At 64.5% G+C, this 16,946-nt stretch carries 14 protein-coding genes; 6 read left to right on the forward strand and 8 right to left on the reverse strand.

Annotated features, from left to right (window positions below):
* From HBF25_RS18065 to HBF25_RS18080, 4 genes are read left to right on the forward strand one after another with little or no spacing between them, the layout of a single operon-like run.
* Entirely contained in the window at positions 1–2,031 is a 2,031-nt protein-coding gene (locus tag HBF25_RS18065; RefSeq protein ID WP_166950917.1) for an FUSC family protein, read from the forward strand.
* Positions 2,028–2,252 carry a DUF1656 domain-containing protein gene (locus HBF25_RS18070; RefSeq protein WP_425483507.1) on the forward strand — a complete coding sequence of 75 codons (225 nt, stop codon included), beginning with the start codon at positions 2,028–2,030 and terminating at the stop codon, positions 2,250–2,252. Before HBF25_RS18065 ends, HBF25_RS18070 begins: the two co-directional genes overlap by 4 nt.
* Positions 2,245–3,129: an efflux RND transporter periplasmic adaptor subunit gene (locus HBF25_RS18075; protein WP_250879028.1), complete on the forward strand. Its 885-nt coding sequence runs from the start codon at positions 2,245–2,247 to the stop codon at positions 3,127–3,129. The genes HBF25_RS18070 and HBF25_RS18075 overlap by 8 nt, the downstream gene beginning before the upstream one ends.
* Complete coding sequence (locus HBF25_RS18080; protein ID WP_166950923.1) at positions 3,126–4,550, forward strand: efflux transporter outer membrane subunit; 1,425 nt, start codon at positions 3,126–3,128, stop codon at positions 4,548–4,550. Before HBF25_RS18075 ends, HBF25_RS18080 begins: the two co-directional genes overlap by 4 nt.
* Positions 4,551–4,688: 138 nt before the next feature.
* On the opposite strand, the gene katG is transcribed toward HBF25_RS18080, so the two are convergent.
* From katG to HBF25_RS18105, 5 genes are all read right to left on the reverse strand, one after another.
* Entirely contained in the window at positions 4,689–6,953 is a 2,265-nt protein-coding gene (katG, locus tag HBF25_RS18085; RefSeq protein ID WP_166950926.1) for a catalase/peroxidase HPI, read from the reverse strand.
* A 213-nt stretch (positions 6,954–7,166) separates the two neighbouring features.
* Positions 7,167–9,179 carry an OPT family oligopeptide transporter gene (locus HBF25_RS18090; RefSeq protein WP_166950929.1) on the reverse strand — a complete coding sequence of 671 codons (2,013 nt, stop codon included), beginning with the start codon at positions 9,177–9,179 and terminating at the stop codon, positions 7,167–7,169.
* Positions 9,180–9,351: 172 nt separating this feature from the next.
* Positions 9,352–9,729, reverse strand: coding sequence for a SecDF P1 head subdomain-containing protein (locus HBF25_RS18095; protein ID WP_166950932.1), 378 nt, complete (start codon positions 9,727–9,729; stop codon positions 9,352–9,354).
* Between the two features lie 183 nt (positions 9,730–9,912).
* Complete coding sequence (locus HBF25_RS18100; protein ID WP_166950935.1) at positions 9,913–10,092, reverse strand: CsbD family protein; 180 nt, start codon at positions 10,090–10,092, stop codon at positions 9,913–9,915.
* Between the two features lie 125 nt (positions 10,093–10,217).
* Entirely contained in the window at positions 10,218–11,732 is a 1,515-nt protein-coding gene (locus HBF25_RS18105) for a helix-turn-helix transcriptional regulator (protein ID WP_166950938.1), read from the reverse strand.
* A gap of 165 nt (positions 11,733–11,897) precedes the next feature.
* On the opposite strand from HBF25_RS18105, the gene HBF25_RS18110 reads away from it, so the two are divergent.
* Positions 11,898–12,866, forward strand: coding sequence for a hypothetical protein (locus HBF25_RS18110; RefSeq protein WP_166950940.1), 969 nt, complete (start codon positions 11,898–11,900; stop codon positions 12,864–12,866).
* 39 nt (positions 12,867–12,905) lie between these two features.
* Here the strand turns inward: HBF25_RS18110 and HBF25_RS18115 are convergent, their stop codons facing one another.
* Complete coding sequence (locus HBF25_RS18115; protein WP_166950943.1) at positions 12,906–13,505, reverse strand: pentapeptide repeat-containing protein; 600 nt, start codon at positions 13,503–13,505, stop codon at positions 12,906–12,908.
* On the opposite strand from HBF25_RS18115, the gene HBF25_RS18120 reads away from it, so the two are divergent.
* A complete protein-coding gene (locus HBF25_RS18120; RefSeq protein WP_166950946.1) occupies positions 13,504–14,118 on the forward strand; it encodes a hypothetical protein in 615 nt (204 codons plus the stop codon). The two genes, HBF25_RS18115 and HBF25_RS18120, sit on opposite strands and share 2 nt — an antisense overlap.
* 46 nt (positions 14,119–14,164) lie before the next feature.
* Here HBF25_RS18120 and HBF25_RS18125 read toward each other — a convergent pair whose 3' ends face one another.
* Together HBF25_RS18125 and HBF25_RS18130 are read right to left on the reverse strand one after the other, a co-directional pair.
* On the reverse strand, positions 14,165–16,243 hold the full coding sequence (locus tag HBF25_RS18125) for a reprolysin-like metallopeptidase (protein ID WP_166950949.1): 2,079 nt from the start codon (positions 16,241–16,243) through the stop codon (positions 14,165–14,167).
* Between the two features lie 137 nt (positions 16,244–16,380).
* Positions 16,381–16,872, reverse strand: a complete 492-nt coding sequence (locus HBF25_RS18130; protein ID WP_166950951.1) for a hypothetical protein — start codon at positions 16,870–16,872, stop codon at positions 16,381–16,383.
* Positions 16,873–16,946: the final 74 nt, after the last annotated feature.

A 16,946-nucleotide genomic window follows, 5' to 3' on the forward strand; every position in this document is an offset into this window, starting at 1 on the left:
ATGAACCTGCCGACGGCATCCGAATGGCTTTACTCGGGGAAGGCTTTCCTCGCGGCCGTGCTCGCGTTCTACATCGCGTTGCTCATTGCCCTGCCCAACCCGTACTGGGCCTTTGCGACGGTGTATCTCGTCTCGCACCCGCTGTCCGGCGCCACACGCTCCAAGGCGGTGTATCGCGCGATGGGAACGGTGATCGGCGCGGGCATGGCGCTGGTGCTGGTGCCCATGTTTGCCTCGAGCCCCGTGCTGATGGTGCTGGCGATCGGCCTGTGGAGCACGCTGTCGCTGTATCTGGCGCTGCTGGACAACAAGCCGAGCACGTATACCTTCCTGCTGGCCTCGTATACGACACCGTTGGTGGCCGTACCTGCGATCATGGCGCCGGGTACCATCTTCGATATCGCGGTGGCGCGTTCGGAAGAGATCCTGCTGGGCATCGTGTGTGCCAGCGTGGTCAGCACGGTACTGTTTCCCAGTCGCGTGTCGCCGGTCATCGACGACCGGGTGGCATCGCTGCTGGACGATGCCGGCGCCTGGGTGGCGCAGCGCCTGCGCGCCACGGGGCGTCGTGAACGCGTGCCGCTGCGATTGCGCCTGCTGGGCGACATCGTGGGGCTCGATGGCCTGATCACTCACCTGGGCTTCGATGCCTCGCGTCGCGCGCAGACCGACGAGGCGCGCCAGATCCGTTTTCGCATGACCATGCTGGTGCCGCAGGTCGCGTCGCTGACCGACGCGATCCACGCCATCCCGCACGACGGTGATATACGCGAATGTTCCACCCTGCTGGGCGACGTGGTGGACTGGCTGGAGCAGGGCGCGGATGGCACGCCGGCGCAGGGGGATGCACTGCGTGCGCGCATCGCCGGATGGCGGGAGACCCTGGGCAGGCCTGTCCTCGCCACCCTTGCCGTGGACAACGCAGCGGGACGCCTGCGCGACGTGGTGGACCTGTGGCAGGACTGCCTCGCGCTACGCCTGGCGTTTTCACGGCGCGACCATGCCGCCACCGTGCTGTCGTATCGCGCAGCCATACCGGATGGCCGTCGCCATTTCGATCATGTGCTGATGCTCTACGCCGCGGCGATTCCCGCGTCGGCCTTCGTGCTGGCGGCATGGGCATGGTTGTACAGCGGCTGGCCCGCAGGTGCCGGCGGCGTGGTGATGGTGGCCGTGGGTACGGGCTTCTTCGCCGCCTCGGATACGCCCTCGCCCATGGTCGGACGCTTCCTGCTGTGGGAGGCCATCAGCATCGCCGTGGCGCTCGTATACCTGTTCTATATCCTGCCGCAGGTCACCACCTTCGTCGGCGTAGCCTTTGTACTGGCGCCGCCTTTGCTGGCGGTGGGCCTGTTCACTGGCCGGCCTGCCTTCAACATGGGCGTGCTGTTGCTGACCTCGCAGAGCATCAGTGACATGGTGCTGCGAAACAGCTCGGCGGCCGATTTCGAAGTGTTCGCCAACTCCAGCGTTGGCATGTTGCTGGGCCTGATCTTCGCCATCGTGTGGACGGCCATCGCGCGTCCGTTCGGCGTGGAGATTGCCGCTCAGCGGCTGGCGCGTGCGAATTGGCGCGAACAGAAGCGTCTCGTGGTGCGTGGCAGGCCGCTCGATCCGCGTGCTGCCCTGTCGGCCACCATTGATCGTTCGGCCCAGCAGCTTCCCCGCCTTGCGCTACTTGAAGGCGAATCGCCGATGCACCTGGATGCGCTGCGCGACCTGCGCGTGTGCGTTGCGCTGGTCGAACTGCGCAGCCGCCCGCTTGACGATGCCCATGTGGCGGCAGCGGTCGATCGTGTGATGGCCGTCAGTGCGTCGTACTTTTCAGCGTGTCTCGACGAAGATCGTGCACTGCCGCCACCCGCCGACCTGCTTGCCGCCATCGGCGACAGCATGGCATCCATCGTCGGCGATGCCCCCGACGTGGCATCCACCCTTCTGCGTTACCGCCTCGCCCTGCTGGCTCTGCCATCGACAGAGCCGGCACCTCCCGTTCCATCCGACCAACCGTTGACCGTCATCCCACAGTGAACACCTCAATCTACGGCGAGCTGAGCCTGCACGGCGTCTACTTGCCTACCCTCCTGGCCCTGATGGGCCTGGCCTACGTGCTCAAATCGGCCGTGCGTTTCGTGCTGGGAAAAACCAGCTTCTATGCCTGGGTATGGCACCCGGCGCTGTTCAATTTCGCGATCTATGTGCTCGCCCTGTCGGGCGTCATGGCTTTCGTACTGGGAGCATCCCGTGACTAGGTTCGTCCGCAAGCTCTGGCCCGCCGCGGTCACGCTTTCCGTGGTGGGTGTATCCCTCGTCGTGGGCTGGCATATGTGGCGTCGCTACGACGACGTGCCTTGGACGCGCGACGCGCATATCCGCGCCGATGTCATCCAGGTGGCGCCGGATGTCTCCGGGTGGGTGTCCGAGGTGTACGTACATGACAACCAGCGCGTGAAGCGTGGCGAGCCGCTTTTCGTGGTGGACCGGGCACGCTTCGAACTGGCCGTGCGTCGTGCCGACGCCGCCGTGGGTGAACAGAAGGCCATCGTGGAGCAGCTGCGCCGCGAAGCCGCGCGCAATCGCGAGCTGAGCGACCTCGTCGCCCGTGAAGCGGCGGAGCAGGTGAGTGCGAAGCTGGTAGCGGCCGAGGCACGTCTGCAAGCGGATGAAGCGGCCGCCGATACGGCCCGCCTCGACCTGGAACGCACCATCGTGAAGGCGCCGGCAGACGGATTCCTCAACGATCGTGTGGTTCGCGTGGGCGATTACGTCACCACCGGGCACGCGCCGTTCGCCATGGTCGATGCCAATTCGTTCCACGTGGATGGCTACTTCGAGGAAACCCGGCTGCATGGCGTGAAGCCAGGCCAGCCCGTGACGATCCATGTCATGGGTGAACCGGATGCACTGGATGGCACCGTGCAGAGCGTGGCCGCAGGCATCGCCGACCGCGAACGTGCGGCGGGAGCGCATGAACTGCCCGACATCAATCCCACGTTCAACTGGGTGCGGCTTGCCCAGCGTATTCCCGTGCGGATCAGCATCGACCATCCTTCCGACGACCTCCTGCTGATCGCGGGGCGCACCGCCACCGTCACGATCCGCACCGCGAAGGTGGCGTCGCACTCATGAATCGCCTTGCCTGCCTCCTGGGCGCGATGACGGTCGCGCTGACCGGATGCGCTGCCGTTGGTCCGGATTACAAGCTTCCCGCCGAAGCGATGGTCAACGATTCACGTGCCAATGGGGATTTCGTCGATGCCGATAGCCCGGCGCTGGATCGCTCGTATGCTGCGCGGGACGACTGGTGGAAGCTCTATAACGATCCGGTGCTCGATGACCTGGTGAAGCAGGCCTTGCAGGCGAATATCGCCTTGCGGGTGGCGGATGCGAACCTGCGCCGGGCTTATACAGCGCTGGATATCGCGAAGGACGAGGGCGGCTTTTCGTCCGAAGCGTCGGCCAGCGTGAGCCGTACGGAGATTTCCGCCGAATCGCTGCTGCATACCGAGAAGCTCCCGGTGTACAACCTGGCCGTGGGCGGCGTGCAGGCGGCCTATGAGTTCGACCTGTTCGGCAAGATACGCCGGGGTGCGGAAGCCGCTTCCGCCGATGCCGACGTGACGAAGGCGGCGCGTGATCTCGTGCGTATTACGGTGGCCGCACGGGTAACCGAGAGCTACATCGGCATCTGCGAGGCGTCGCACGATATCGAGGTGGCCCGGCACACGGTGGCCATTCAGGAAGGCGCGGCCAACGTCGCGCAGCGGATGTTCGGTGCGGGTCTTGGCAACAAGCTTGATGTGACCCGGGCCGCCACACAGGTCGATCTTGCGAAGGCCGCGCTGCCGCCACTGCTCAAGCGTCGCGAGGCCTCGGAGTACGCGCTGGCCGCCCTGCTGGGCCATACGCCCGGCGATATCCCTTCCCATGCGAAGTCGTGTGATCGCGCCCCTGCACTGGACCGGCCGCTTCCCATCGGCGATGGCATGGCACTGTTGCGCCGCCGGCCGGACATTCGCGCTGCCGAGCGCCGTCTTGCTGGCGCCACGGCGCGTATCGGTGTGGCGGTGGCGGATATGTATCCGACGGTCACCCTCGGCGGCAACCTGGGAACGAACGGCCTGCTCGACGATTACAACAAGGCGCCGGCGCATTACTGGTCGATTGGCCCGCTGATCAGCTGGTCGATTCCCGATCACTCGTCGAAGCTGCGCGTGCAGCTGGCGCGCGATGGGGCGGACGTGGCGCTGGCCAGTTTCGACGAGACGGTGTTGCAGGCGTTGAAGGAAACGCAGACGGCACTGAGTACGTATACGCATGCGCTGGATAGGGAAGAGACCCTGCAGCGTGCGTTCGAGGAGGCGACCACGGCCTCCCGGCAGGCGCGTGAGTTGTACAGCAACGGGCGCACGCCGTACCTGAGTGCCCTGGATGCCGAACGCTCGCGCGTGCAAGCCGAGGCGGCGCTGACGGAGGCCGAGTCGGTGGTATCGGAGGCGCGAGTGGGGCTGTTCCTGGCGCTGGGTGGCGGGTGGCAAGCAGCACCCTGAAACAACGCATACCCCTGTAGGAGCGCGCCTTGCGCGCGACCGGGTTTTCGCGATGACCGGTCGCGCGCAAGGCGCGCTCCTACAGAAAGCAAAAAAGCCGCCCGGGTCTTCAGGCCCGGGCGGCTTTTTTGCTTCTGCTTAAGCCCGCAGATCGAACCGGTCGAGCTCCATCACCTTCGTCCATGCCGCAACGAAGTCATGCACGAACTTGCCCTCGGCGTCCGAGCTGCCGTACACCTCGGCCAGCGCACGCAGGATCGAGTTCGAACCGAATACCAGGTCCACGCGGCTGCCGTTCCACCGGTGCTTGCCCGTGCCGCGCTGCTTGCCTTCGAACGCCTCGCGGCCCGGCGACGTGCCCTTCCACTCCGTGCCCATGTCGAGCAGGTTGCGGAAGAAATCGTTGCTGAGCTTGCCGGGGCGATCGGTGAATACACCCAGGTCGCTGCCGTCGGCATTGGCACCCAGGACACGCAGCCCACCGACCAGTACCGTCATTTCCGGTGCCGTCAGCGTCAGCAGCTGTGCCTTGTCGATCAGCAAGGCCTCGGCCGGGATGCTGTAGCGTCCCTTGAGGTAGTTGCGGAAGCCATCGGCAATCGGCTCCATCGGTTCGAACGATGCGACGTCGGTCTGCTCCTGCGTCGCATCGGTGCGGCCCGGCGAGAACGGCACGGTGACGGCATGCCCGGCATCCTTCGCGGCCTTCTCGATACCAGCGCTGCCGCCGAGCACGATCAGGTCGGCGATGGAGATCTTCTTGCCGCCGCTCTGGCCTTCGTTGAAGGCCTTGCGTACGCCTTCGAGTTTCTCCAGCACCTTGCGCAGTTGCTCCGGACGATTCACCGCCCAGTCCTTCTGCGGGGCGAGACGAATACGCGCGCCATTGGCTCCGCCGCGCTTGTCGCCGCCGCGGAAGGTGGAAGCCGATGCCCATGCGGTGGACACCAGTTCCGAGACGCTGAGGCCTGAAGCGTGGATCTGCTCCTTGAGTGCCTTCACGTCGGCATCGTCCACCAGCGGGTGGTCGACCTTCGGCACCGGGTCCTGCCAGATCAGCTCTTCGGCCGGTACATCCGGGCCGAGGTAACGGGCACGGGGGCCCATGTCACGGTGGGTCAGCTTGAACCAGGCGCGGGCGAAGGCGTCCTGGAAGGCAAGCGGATTGTCCTTGAAGTGGCGCGAGATCTTCTCGTACGCAGGATCGAAGCGCAGGGAGAGATCGGTCGTGAGCATCGTGGCGCGGTGCTTCTTCGTCTTGTCGAACGCATCGGGCACGTCTTCCGCGCCGTCTTTCGCCACCCACTGGTGGGCGCCCGCGGGGCTCTTGGTGAGTTCCCATTCGTACTTGAACAGGTTCTCGAAGAAGTAGTAGCTCCACTTCGTGGGCGTCTGTGTCCAGGTGACTTCAAGGCCGCTGGTGATCGCGTCCTTGCCCACGCCACTGTGGAAGCTGCTCTTCCAGCCCAGGCCCTGCTGTTCCAGTTCGCCACCTTCCGGCTCGGCAGCCACGTTGTCGGCCGGGCCGGCACCGTGCGTCTTGCCGAAAGTATGGCCACCGGCGATCAGCGCGACGGTCTCTTCGTCGTTCATCGCCATGCGGGCGAAGGTTTCGCGGATGTCGTGCGCGGCGGCCACCGGGTCCGGGTTGCCCTCGGGGCCTTCCGGATTCACGTAGATCAGGCCCATCTGCACGGCGGCCAGCGGGTTCTCCAGGTTGCGGCCCTGGGCGTCGGTGCGATCCTTTTCCTTGCCGTGCATCTCAGGGTCGGCCACGAGCTTGCCTTCGTCCGGACCCTTGGCGCCGCCCTTGCCGTAGCGGTCGTCGCCGCCCAGCCAGACGGTCTCGGTACCCCAGTAGACGTCCTGGTCCGGTTCCCAGGTGTCCTCGCGGCCGCCGGCAAAGCCGAAGGTCTTGAAGCCCATGGATTCCAGCGCGACGTTGCCGGTGAGGATGATCAGGTCGGCCCAGGAGAGATTGCGGCCGTACTTCTGCTTGATGGGCCACAGCAGGCGGCGTGCCTTGTCGAGGCTGACGTTGTCGGGCCAACTGTTCAGCGGCGCGAAACGCTGCTGGCCGCGACCGCCGCCCCCGCGACCGTCGCCGGTGCGGTAGGTGCCGGCGCTATGCCAGGCCATGCGGATGAACAGGCCGCCGTAATGGCCGAAGTCGGCCGGCCACCAATCCTGCGAATCCGTCATGAGCGCGTGAAGGTCTTTCTTCACAGCGGCCAGGTCGAGCTTCTTGAACGCCTCGGCGTAATTGAATTCCGGGTCCATCGGGTTGGACCGGGAGGAATGCTGGTTGAGCAGGTCGACCCGAAGGCGCTTGGGCCACCAGTCGCTGTTGGTCGTACCGCCGCCGGCGGTGTGATTGACCGGGCACTTGGATTCATTCGACATTCGCGCTACTCCTCACTGGTTTGGCCGGGACGAATGATCGATCGCCGGAGGGATGTGGCTGGGATGCTCCCTCAGGATCATAGGTAACGTATCACCTTAGATAAAATTGATTGATCCAATAATGGCAAGAGGTCACGCCTATCGATCTGGCGTGAATGTTGCGATGCATGATGCCGGTCGCGGACTGCTTCAGGCGGCTCGCGACCGGGTGTTTCATCGGTTGCCGATGCTGTTGCCCATGCGGGCAACCCAGCGATACATGAAGAACACGACCAGTGCGAAAACGATGCCGCCGATCCACTGTGCCGCCTCGGCAAAGCCCGGCCCCACCAGTGCCAGCGGAGTCTGCAGATTGCTGAAGCCCAGCTTGTCGGCGAACGCGACGATCGCGGCAATCAGCACGCCGATGATGCTCTCGCCCACGATCAGGCCCGACGCCAGCAGTACACCCAGCTGTTTGGTGCTTTCAGGCCGTGCCGAGCGATCGGCACGACGGTCGAAGTACCAGCCCACGAACGAACCCACCACCACCATCAGGGTGCTCACGGTCGGCAGGTAAATGCCCAGGCCGACGGCCAGCGGCGGAATGCGCACGCGCCGGGTCGTACGCGCCAGGATCTCGTCGATGGCGATGATGACGATACCGATGCCGGCGCCGATTTCGATAAGGCTCCAGTCGATGTTGCCGGTGATGACGCCCTGGGCCAGCGCGGAAATCAGGCCCGCCTGCGGTGCCGGCAGTGCGTGGGCCCCCGCGCCCGCTACGCCGACGAATCCGTAGGCCTTGTTGATCAGGTCCAGCACCGGCGGAATGACCGCCGCGCCCGCGACCACGCCCACCACCAGGGCAACCTGCTGGCGCCACGGCGTGGCGTCCACCAGCTGGCCGGTCTTGAGATCCTGGAGATTGTTGTTGGCAATCGCGGCAACGGTGAACACCAGGGAAGTGATGAACAGCGCGAACGCCACGAGTGCCTTGCCTTCCTCTGCGCCGACGTACGGCTTGACGAAAGCCACAAGCAACAAGGCGGCGGTGATCACCACGATGATGCCCACGCCCGAGAGCGGACTGTTGGACGAGCCGATCAGCCCGGCCATGTAGCCGCACACCGTCGAAACGAAGAAGCCCATCAGCACCACGAAGGCGACGCCGCCAATGGCCAGCACGCCGATGTGCTCACCCAGGCCGGCCGTGTTGCCGAAGTAGCCGAGCAACCAGGCGATCGGAATGAAACAGGCAAGCGTGACCAGGCCGACGATACCGATCGGGATGTCACGCTCGGTACGCGGCAGGGTGTGTGCATTGCCGGCCTTGCGCACCTTGGCAGCGGCCATGGCCGAGGTCAGTCCGGTGATCACCGGCTTCACCAGCTTGGCCAGCGTCCAGATAGCGGACACACCGATCGCACCGGCACCAACGAAGCGCACCTTGTGGCTCCATGTGGCATTGGCCAGATCGGACATCGGCTGCGACAGATCGCCGAGCATGGAGAAGTGCGGCACGCCCCAGCCCCAGCCGATGATCGCGCCGATCAGCATGGCGATGCCCACCGACAGACCCACCAGATGACCGATGGCAAACAGCGCGAAGGAAAGACTGAAGTCGAATCCGCTGACCGCGCCGCGGTCGTTGACGCGGAAGTAGCGCACGAAGTCGCTGGCAAACACCTGCGTGGCGACGATCACGGCAAACACGGCAGAAACGATGGAGCCCCACAGCACAGCCAGCAGGCCGTCACGGCCTTCCTGCACGCTGTTGGCATCGGCATCGTCGCCACTGCCCACCTTCAGTACTTCGGCGCAGGCAAGGCCTTCGGGGTATGGCAGGTCTGAATTGGTGACCAGCGCGCGGCGCAGCGGGATGGAGTACATCACGCCCAACGTGCCGCCCAGGGCGCACACGGCGAAGGATGTCCAGAACGGAAAGTCTGCCCACCAGCCGATCATGATCATGCCGGGCAGCACGAAGATGATCGAAGACAAGGTGCCCGCCGCCGAGGCGATGGTCTGCACCACGTTGTTTTCCTGGATGGTGGAATCCTTGAACCCGCGAAGCAGGGCCATGGAAATCACCGCCGCGGGAATCGAGGTGGCGAAGGTCAGGCCGGCCTTGAGACCGAAGAACACGTTGGCCGCGGTGAACACCACCGTGATGATCACGCCGAGGATGAGACCGCGGACGGTCAGTTCCTTGCGATTTTCGGTTGGGAGAGGATTGCCGCTCACGAAAGTCGTCCACCCATGCTTGTTTCCCCTAAATAATTGATTTTTATCAAAAACTGACGCAGAAAAATTGACGCGGGCGCTCAGCCATGCCGAGGTCACGCTGAAAGCCGGCGGCCAGCTTACGCGCTAACAGGCGCGTGAGGTGCAGGCGGGTCCGCTCACGGGGCAATGATCATTTTGCGGGTGCATCAATGACCTCGATGGTGGCCTTGCCACTGCCGAGGCGATCGGCAAGTTTTTTCAGCTCGACATCGCTGAGCCCATAACCGCCCTGACCGGGTGAGATGGACAACTTGCCCGTGGTGATGGGCTCCTGCACCGTGACGGTGGTGAGTGCCTTGCCGTTCGCCACGAAGCTCACCCGCTTGCCGACATGGGCGGCCGTAAATTGTGCGAACGCATCACGCGAGGGGCTTGCCAGTTCGACATCCAGGCGTGCGGGGCCGCCGGGCGCATCCTCCACGACCGCGGCACGGGCGATGTCCAGCCTGAGTGGGGCGACGTGGGCCGCCATGGCCATGAACGGCAGCGCCAGGACAAGGCCTGGCATATATCCACGAATCCTGCGCATCGGCGGCTCCTTCGGCCGGAACGGGGGCGCCCATCTAAACACATCTTCCCGTGGTCCGATGAGCACCTGCATGGCCGGCCGTGAAAAGCACAAGGCCCCGCGCGGAAGCACCGCGCAGGGCCTTGGTCATCTGATCATGCAGGTAACGGCTGCGAAAGCTGCTTACCTGGCCTTTTCGCGCACCGTGTCCGCGACTTCGCCTGCCTTGCGCTGGACCTTGCCGAGATTCTTCTCGGCGGCACCTTCCAGTTCTGTCTGCTTGTCGCCCGTGATCTTGCCGATGGCTTCCTTGATCGAGCCCTTGGCCTGCTTGACGCTGCCGTCGATGCGGTTCTTGTCCATGGAATGTCCTCGTGATGAATGGGGCCGGCGTTGAAGGGGAGGGGCCGGCACGACCATGATCGCGATGACGGCGCCCGAGGCCCACATGCGAATGCACTAATACCACTGGTGCATCCGCGCCCTTTCTACTTGCGACGCGTGGTTTTCTTGCCCGTGCGTGCGGAGAATCCGCGTTCGCGCGCCCAGACGATGGCCTCGCCACGACTGTGTACGTCGATCTTCGAGTACAGCGCGGCCACGTGGTTGCGTACCGTGTTGGGCGAAAGGCCCAGCTCGCCGGCGATTTCCTTGTCGGCGAGGCCTTCGGCGATGTGGCCCAGTACATCCTTCTCGCGGGCCGTGAGGTCCGCCAGACCATAGGCATCGGCTCCCTGCGGGCGATTGGCCCGGCGCACGTTGGCAAGCTTTTCCAGCAGCGTCTGGCTGAACCACGAAGCATCCTGCATGACCGCCTCGATGGCGGTGACCAGTTCCATTTCCGTGCGCTTGCGATCGGTGATGTCCATGAAGGACACGAGATAGCAGCGCACCTCGTGGATGCTCACCGTTTCGGCGGAGATCAGGCAGTCCAGATGCTCGCCATCCTTGCGGGCGATGGTGTATTCGACATTGAGCAGACTGCCGGTTTCTTCCAGCGCGTGGCAGAACTGCTGGTAGGCCTGCCGGGTGACAAGCAGGCCGATGTCCTTGATCGTCTTGCCGACGATCTCCTCCGTCGCATACTGCGTGGTCTGCGATACCGCTTCGTTGATCTCGACCAGCTGCAAGGTTTCGGCATGGCAGATGAGCGTCGGCACCGGCGTGATCCGGAAGGCCTTGGCGAAGCGTTCTTCGCTCTGGCGAAGGGCCACTTCGGCGCGTCGGCGCGGCTCCAGGTCCATGAAGGTGAACAGCATGCAGGCCTCTTCCCCGATATCGATGGGCTGGCCGGCCACGACCACGCATTTGCTCGTTCCGTCGGGCAGGCTGAGCTCGGCCTGCATCTGCGGGATGGTGGCGCCTTCGTTGAGGCGTTCCACGCCCAGTTCGCGACGGTCGGCCATCTCCATGACATCCACTTCGAAGACGCTCTTGCCGATCACGGCCTCACGGGTATAACCGGTCATTTCCAGGAAGCCCTGGTTGACCTTGATATAGCGCTTGTCTTCGAGGCGACAGATCACGGCCGGTGCGGGGTTGGCGTTGAAGGTGCGCTCGAAACGCTGTTCCGCGCTGGCCCAGTCGCTGGCGTCGGCCACGATGAGCACGAGGCAGTCGGGTTCTCCCTCGGCATTGGTGAGCACCAGGCTGCGTACGCGGTGAACCCACTTCTGTTCGTCGTCGCCATCGCGGAAGACCTCGACGACCACATCTTCGAATACCTCGCCGGCGATCACCCGGTCGATGGGATAGTTGCCTTCGGTCAGCCTGTGGTTATTGCGGTACCTCAGCTGGAACCGTTCGCGGTATTCGCTGACCGTGGCGCCCAGCTCGTCGATGCCGCCCGCACCGTGCATCGTGAGTGCGGCCTCGTTGGCCCAGGTGATCGACTGGTCAGGCTCGATGAGGATCACGCCTTCGCTGAGGCCGGTGATGATCTGCTGCAACTGGCGGCGGTTGGTGGACGTGGGCGGAGCGGCCGGGCTGGCGGCTGACGACATGGGCGTGCCTCGGTAATGGCTTCGGACATGAGCCAAGGGTGACGGCTCACGGTAGCGGTCACCTGAAGCGAATGCACTAGTGCCGCTGGTGCATCCGCGTCAGGCGGGACGTGGCCGCCGATTCCACACTGCACCCACTTCCCCCACCGTACCAGAGGTCTACCCATGGCTCAGATACTGCGCCCCTTCGTCAGCCCCAGGATGTCCTGGGGAGCCGCCCTGGCCGGCTGCACCTTCTCGCTCGTCACCTATCTTTCACTCAGTGTCCTGGGCACGGCCATCGGTGCGGCCAGCATCGATCCGCTGCATGAGGCCAACCCGGTCAGTGGTCTTGGTACGGGCGCCGGCATCTGGCTGGTGGCGAGCACGCTGATTTCCGTGGCGGTGGGTGCCTTTGTCGCCGGCCGTGTCGCCACGGTGCGTGGTGGTCTGCATGGCCTGCTCAGCTGGGCCATCACCTCGTTGGTCACTACGTGGCTGGTGGCGGCCCTGGCGTCGAGTGCCGTCGGTGCTGCATCGAGCGTCGTTGGCAAGGGATTGTCGCTGACCGGCCAGGGCATCGCCGCAGCGGCCCCGGCCGTGACCGATAGCGTGAAGAACGAAATGAACAAGCAGGGCATCCAGCTGGACTGGAACGACCTGCGTGGGCAGCTGGATACGCTGCTGCGCCAGACCGGCAAGCCGGAGCTGAATCCGGATCACCTGAAGGACCAGGCGCAGAACGCTGCAGCCGATGGCAAGAACAAGGCCGCCGATGCAGCCCAGACGCCGCAGGCCGCGGGTGATGACCTGTCCGCCTGGTTCGAGCGGGTGCGTCGTGAAGGCAAGCCGGCGGTCGATGCGGCTGATCGCGATGCGCTGGTGAACATCATCGCCGCTCGTACCGGCAAGTCGCATGAAGAGGCCGGGCAGATCGCCGACAACTATGTGCAGACCTACCAGAAGGCGGTGGCCCAGTATGAGTCGCTGAAGCGCGAGGCCGAGCAGAAGGCCCGCGAAGCTGCCGACGCCACCGCTCGCGCCGTTTCCCATGCTGCGTGGGTCACGCTGGTGATGCTGGTGCTGGGCGCGGCGATTTCCTTCGCCGCAGGCCTGCTGGGACGTCGCAGCGATCCGGTCGTGGTCGAGGAATGATGCAGGAAGCGCCGGGCCCGCAAGGGCCCGGCGTTCACGTCATTCGACGAGTTCGATATCGAGTCCCAGCAGCAGGGACGTGGCTTCCGGAAGGGAGAAACGTGCCCTGCGTATGTCGTTCTGACGGATGTCGATGCGATAGTTCACCGCATCGACGAAGTGGCTGCCGGTCAACCGGGTATGCCGGAACGTGGCGTCCTGCAGGTCGGTGCCGGCGAAGTCCGCGTCGGCACAGTCGGCATCGGTGAAATCGACATCGCGGGCGCGGCACTCGAGCATGCGCAGGCCTTCCAGGTACAGGCCGAAGAAGGATGAATCGTTCAACAGGCAGCGTTCGAAGCGGAGTGCTTCCGGGGCCTGCACCGAAGGCCAGCGGGCGCGTGTCCAGTCGATGCCGAGCATACGGCAGTCGATGAAGCGCACATCGGCGAACAGGCTGCCTCCGATCGTGGCAAGATCGAGACGACAGTCGATGAATTCGCACTCGCGGAAACGGCAGTCTTTGAATGTGGCGCGGTCGAAGCGGCACTGTCTGAAGGTACAGGCTTCGAAGCGGACGCCTTCGAGCATGGTGTCTTCGGCGTCGATGTCGCGGAACGTCATGTCGGCGTAGTCGCCGCCGTTGGTGATCGTCGTCATGGCTGTCGCGCTCTGGTGGATACCGGATGATATCCGCAGGCGGTGGCTCGTGTTTCTTCCTGATGAAACGTGCGACGGAGCGGTGATGAAACGTGTCTTTCTCGGCGTCTGCCTGTTTGCCGGTGTCATGGTGGGGATGGGTGTGAACGCTACCGATCAATCTTCTTTCTGGCGCGAACAGCCTGCTTCCTCGCAGCAGAAGGTCACGCCGGCGCACTATCTGGCGTACACGCTGGATCTGGCGGCTTTGAAACGCGCGCTGGCATCGTTGCCTGCACGCATTGGCATGCCTGCGCCTGATGGCACGTCTCATGACTTTGAAGTCACGGCTGCCCAGCCGCTGCCGCCGGCACTGGCGGCAAAATATCCGGATATCCGCAGCTACCAGGGCCGTGACGGGCAGGGACGGCGTCTTCGCCTCGATATCTCGGACAAGGGACTCAAGGCGGCGGTGTACGGCGATGCAAAAGGGGTATGGCTGGTCCAGCGTGCAGACACGCTATCGGGCGATGCGGGCAGTGCGGCGGCGCCGGGCGATGTGTACTGGAGTTTCCTGAGGAACGATCTTCCGGCAACACCGGGAACCTTCCGTGAGGGCGGCGTCAGGCGCTGAATGTGATGACAGACCGCGCCCCTCGCGGGGCGCGGTCGTTCTACTCTTACAACGAGATCGTCGAGTTCTTCGGGGATACCGCGAAGAAGATGTTATCGGTGCAGCTCACCTTGAAGCGCGCCTGCGTGGTGGCGTTCTTCGGCAGGGTGACGTTGGCTGAACCGTTGTTTGCGACCGAGGCTGCCAGTGGCGAGGCCAGCCAGGTGTGCCCACCGTCGGTGGACAGGTCGATGCGCACCTTCGCGCACGAGATGGGCGAGGCGTCCGTCTTGGCCACGTTCCATTTGATCGTCTGTGCCGAGCCGCCGTTCCACTTCACGGCCGTGGAAGGTGCGGTCACCGCGAAGGCGCTGCCGGTGTTCACCACGTTCACCGTGACGTTGCCGGTGACGGTGGTCGGGCCGCTGCTGTCGGCGTCCGAGGTGGCAATGCCGTCACGCACCGTCACACGGAAGTTGAGCTTGCGGGCCGTGGCCGGATACACCTCGCCCTTGTCGAGGGCCTGCTCGCCCAGCACGCTTTCCAGCTTGGGGAACACGCGCTGGCCGGTGGTGTTGCCGGGGAACGAGCGGAAGATCGGGCCCGACCCGGCGTCGTAGAGCGCGGTGACACGGGTCTCCTGGTGGCCGGTATCGGCCTCTTCCCAGGTGTAGTTCAGCACAGCCTTCGGGTTCGCATGCCGGGCGCTGACTTTGAGAGCGAAGGGCGTCTTGGCAGGGATGGACTTTGCATTGGCCTTCAGCGATGCATCGTCGATGACAGCCTGGCTGTTGGTATTGGTCTTCTTCACCGCGCAGGTGCCGCCGGTGCCTGCGATGGCCGTCTGGATCTGGTCGATGTTGATGACGTTGAAGTACGGATCGGAATGCGGCTGCAGGTCGGTGGAACCGCATACGCCTGCATAGGCCATCACCGTGGTGCCGCTGCGCGGCTCGGCGGCGAACTTGGCATCGTCGTAGGCACCGAAGCCTGCGAAACCGTCGCAGCCGGCGAAGGGGTGGTGGCCGCCGAAGGAATGGCCGATTTCATGGGAGACATAGTCGATCCAGAAGGCGTCGCCCACGGGATCAGGGCGGCCCGTGCTGCCGGATGCTTTGAGCGAGTCGTCGCAGGTGCTGCCGATGTCCGCCATGCCGCCGTCGCCGGCACCATCCACCACATGGCCGACGTCGAAGTTCGCGTTGCCGATGACCTTGGCCAGGTTCTTTACATTGGCCGCATTCATTTTCGCGCTGCCGGGATCGATACCGTTGTAGGGATCGGTCTTCGCGCTGGTGTAGATGATCTTGTCTTCGTCATCGACCAGCGTCAGATGCACGCCCAGGTCGGTTTCGTAGACTTCGTTGATACGGTTGACCATGGTCACCACTTCGGCCAGTCCGTCCTGTACGGTCGTGCCAAAGCTGTTGGTGTAGCCGCTGGTGGTGGCCATGGCGAGCCGGTAGTTATACAGCGTGGTGCCACCATTGGCCGCCTTGGCGGCGGCGACGCGGGCGGTGGCCTGCGGATTGGTGAAGGCAGCCAGGTCGGTATCCGAGGGCAGTTCCACGAAGCCCGACTTCGTCAGCGGCAGGTCGGCGCGGCGGAAGCTCCAGTATTCATCGCCGCTGGATGCGGCGGTGCCCACCTTGCCCGCGAGGCGTTCGGCGCGCTGTACGAGCCATACCTCGTGGTTGTCGTAGATGGCGGCGCGAAGACCCTGCGGCGACACGTCCACGCGGACGCGGCGTCCTTCGCTGTCCACGCCCTTGTAGCTCTTCAGCTCCGGATAGCGTGCCGCGAGCGAGGCGGGCAGGGCATCCGATTCGCTGAGCGTGAAATAGGTCATGCCGCCGCCGGGTAGTGGCAGGGCCAGGTTGTTGGCCTGCCCACGGCGAATCGAGCGCGAGCTGGCTTTCAGCTCCGTGCCAAGACTGCCGAAGTCGAGCGTGAAGGCGCGGTAATGCGATGGCGTATTCGTCGGCGTCGCCACCGAACGGGCACTGCGTGCCGATGCGGCGGCAGCCGGTGCCTTCTGTGGCAGTTCGTGCCAGAACCCTGCCGTGTCGGCCGCACTGGCGACTGACGCATACAGGAAGCCGCCTGCGATGAGCGCGCTCAGCAGGCGCTTGCGTGGATGATGCATGTTTTCCTCCTCCCGAAATGGCCGTCCATGCGGCCGTGCGTAAGATCCTTCGTTCTCCCCTTGCTTCTAAACGCAAGGACGCACGAGCACCCCACCCGTCACCGGGCAGGGCAGCTCATTTCGTGAGGCAGGTCTCATCAGGCCCGGCGCAGGCCCGTGCTTTCCGTAGGGCTGCCTTCGATGGACAGCATCTGGTCGAAATGCACCGTGACGTCGAGGTCGTAGGTGAGGTCGTGGAGTACCAGGGTGCGCGCGTCCCAGTCGATGGCACAGAGCCGGCCGCGCTCCACGGTGACCCTGTGCGCGTCGTGGTGATACCCCCTTATCGCCAGATGGGTGCCGGGAGGCATGGCAGCCAGCCGGGTCTCCAGCACGGCGGCCGTGGGGTTGGGAAAGCGGCGCATGGCGGCGATATCGGCGAAGCGAATGGTGAGGGAATCGGGGTCTGCCTTGCGGCGGGGGCGTGGCTGGATATCGGGCCAGGCGACGACCAGCTCGTCCCGGCTATCCTCCACATGATCGACCATGCCCAGCAGCACCTTGCGATTGCGCAGCCAGAGTCGCACGCAGGTGCCGGGGGCGAGATGGCGGAGCAGGTCGTCCGCGACCGGGTTGCCTGTAATTTCCATGGCGCTTCCTGTGGTGGGCCGTGTGTACCATCGTGGTCACATCGTCGTGTCGTGGCATGCACGAATTCCGGCAT

The sequence above is a fragment of the Luteibacter anthropi genome (assembly GCF_011759365.1).
GTDB lineage: Bacteria > Pseudomonadota > Gammaproteobacteria > Xanthomonadales > Rhodanobacteraceae > Luteibacter > Luteibacter anthropi.

Excerpts from the sequence above, each read along its gene's own strand:
- HBF25_RS18065 (WP_166950917.1), top strand. The coding sequence starts at position 1 with ATGAACCTGCCGACGGCATCCGAATGGCTTTACTCGGGGAAGGCTTTC.
- HBF25_RS18130 (WP_166950951.1), bottom strand. The coding sequence starts at position 16,872 with ATGGAAATTACAGGCAACCCGGTCGCGGACGACCTGCTCCGCCATCTC.
- HBF25_RS18120 (WP_166950946.1), top strand. The coding sequence starts at position 13,504 with ATGGCTGTCGCGCTCTGGTGGATACCGGATGATATCCGCAGGCGGTGG.
- HBF25_RS18080 (WP_166950923.1), top strand. The coding sequence starts at position 3,126 with ATGAATCGCCTTGCCTGCCTCCTGGGCGCGATGACGGTCGCGCTGACC.
- HBF25_RS18095 (WP_166950932.1), bottom strand. The coding sequence starts at position 9,729 with ATGCCAGGCCTTGTCCTGGCGCTGCCGTTCATGGCCATGGCGGCCCAC.
- katG (WP_166950926.1), bottom strand. The coding sequence starts at position 6,953 with ATGTCGAATGAATCCAAGTGCCCGGTCAATCACACCGCCGGCGGCGGT.
- HBF25_RS18125 (WP_166950949.1), bottom strand. The coding sequence starts at position 16,243 with ATGCATCATCCACGCAAGCGCCTGCTGAGCGCGCTCATCGCAGGCGGC.
- HBF25_RS18105 (WP_166950938.1), bottom strand. The coding sequence starts at position 11,732 with ATGTCGTCAGCCGCCAGCCCGGCCGCTCCGCCCACGTCCACCAACCGC.
- HBF25_RS18110 (WP_166950940.1), top strand. The coding sequence starts at position 11,898 with ATGGCTCAGATACTGCGCCCCTTCGTCAGCCCCAGGATGTCCTGGGGA.
- HBF25_RS18100 (WP_166950935.1), bottom strand. The coding sequence starts at position 10,092 with ATGGACAAGAACCGCATCGACGGCAGCGTCAAGCAGGCCAAGGGCTCG.
- HBF25_RS18115 (WP_166950943.1), bottom strand. The coding sequence starts at position 13,505 with ATGACGACGATCACCAACGGCGGCGACTACGCCGACATGACGTTCCGC.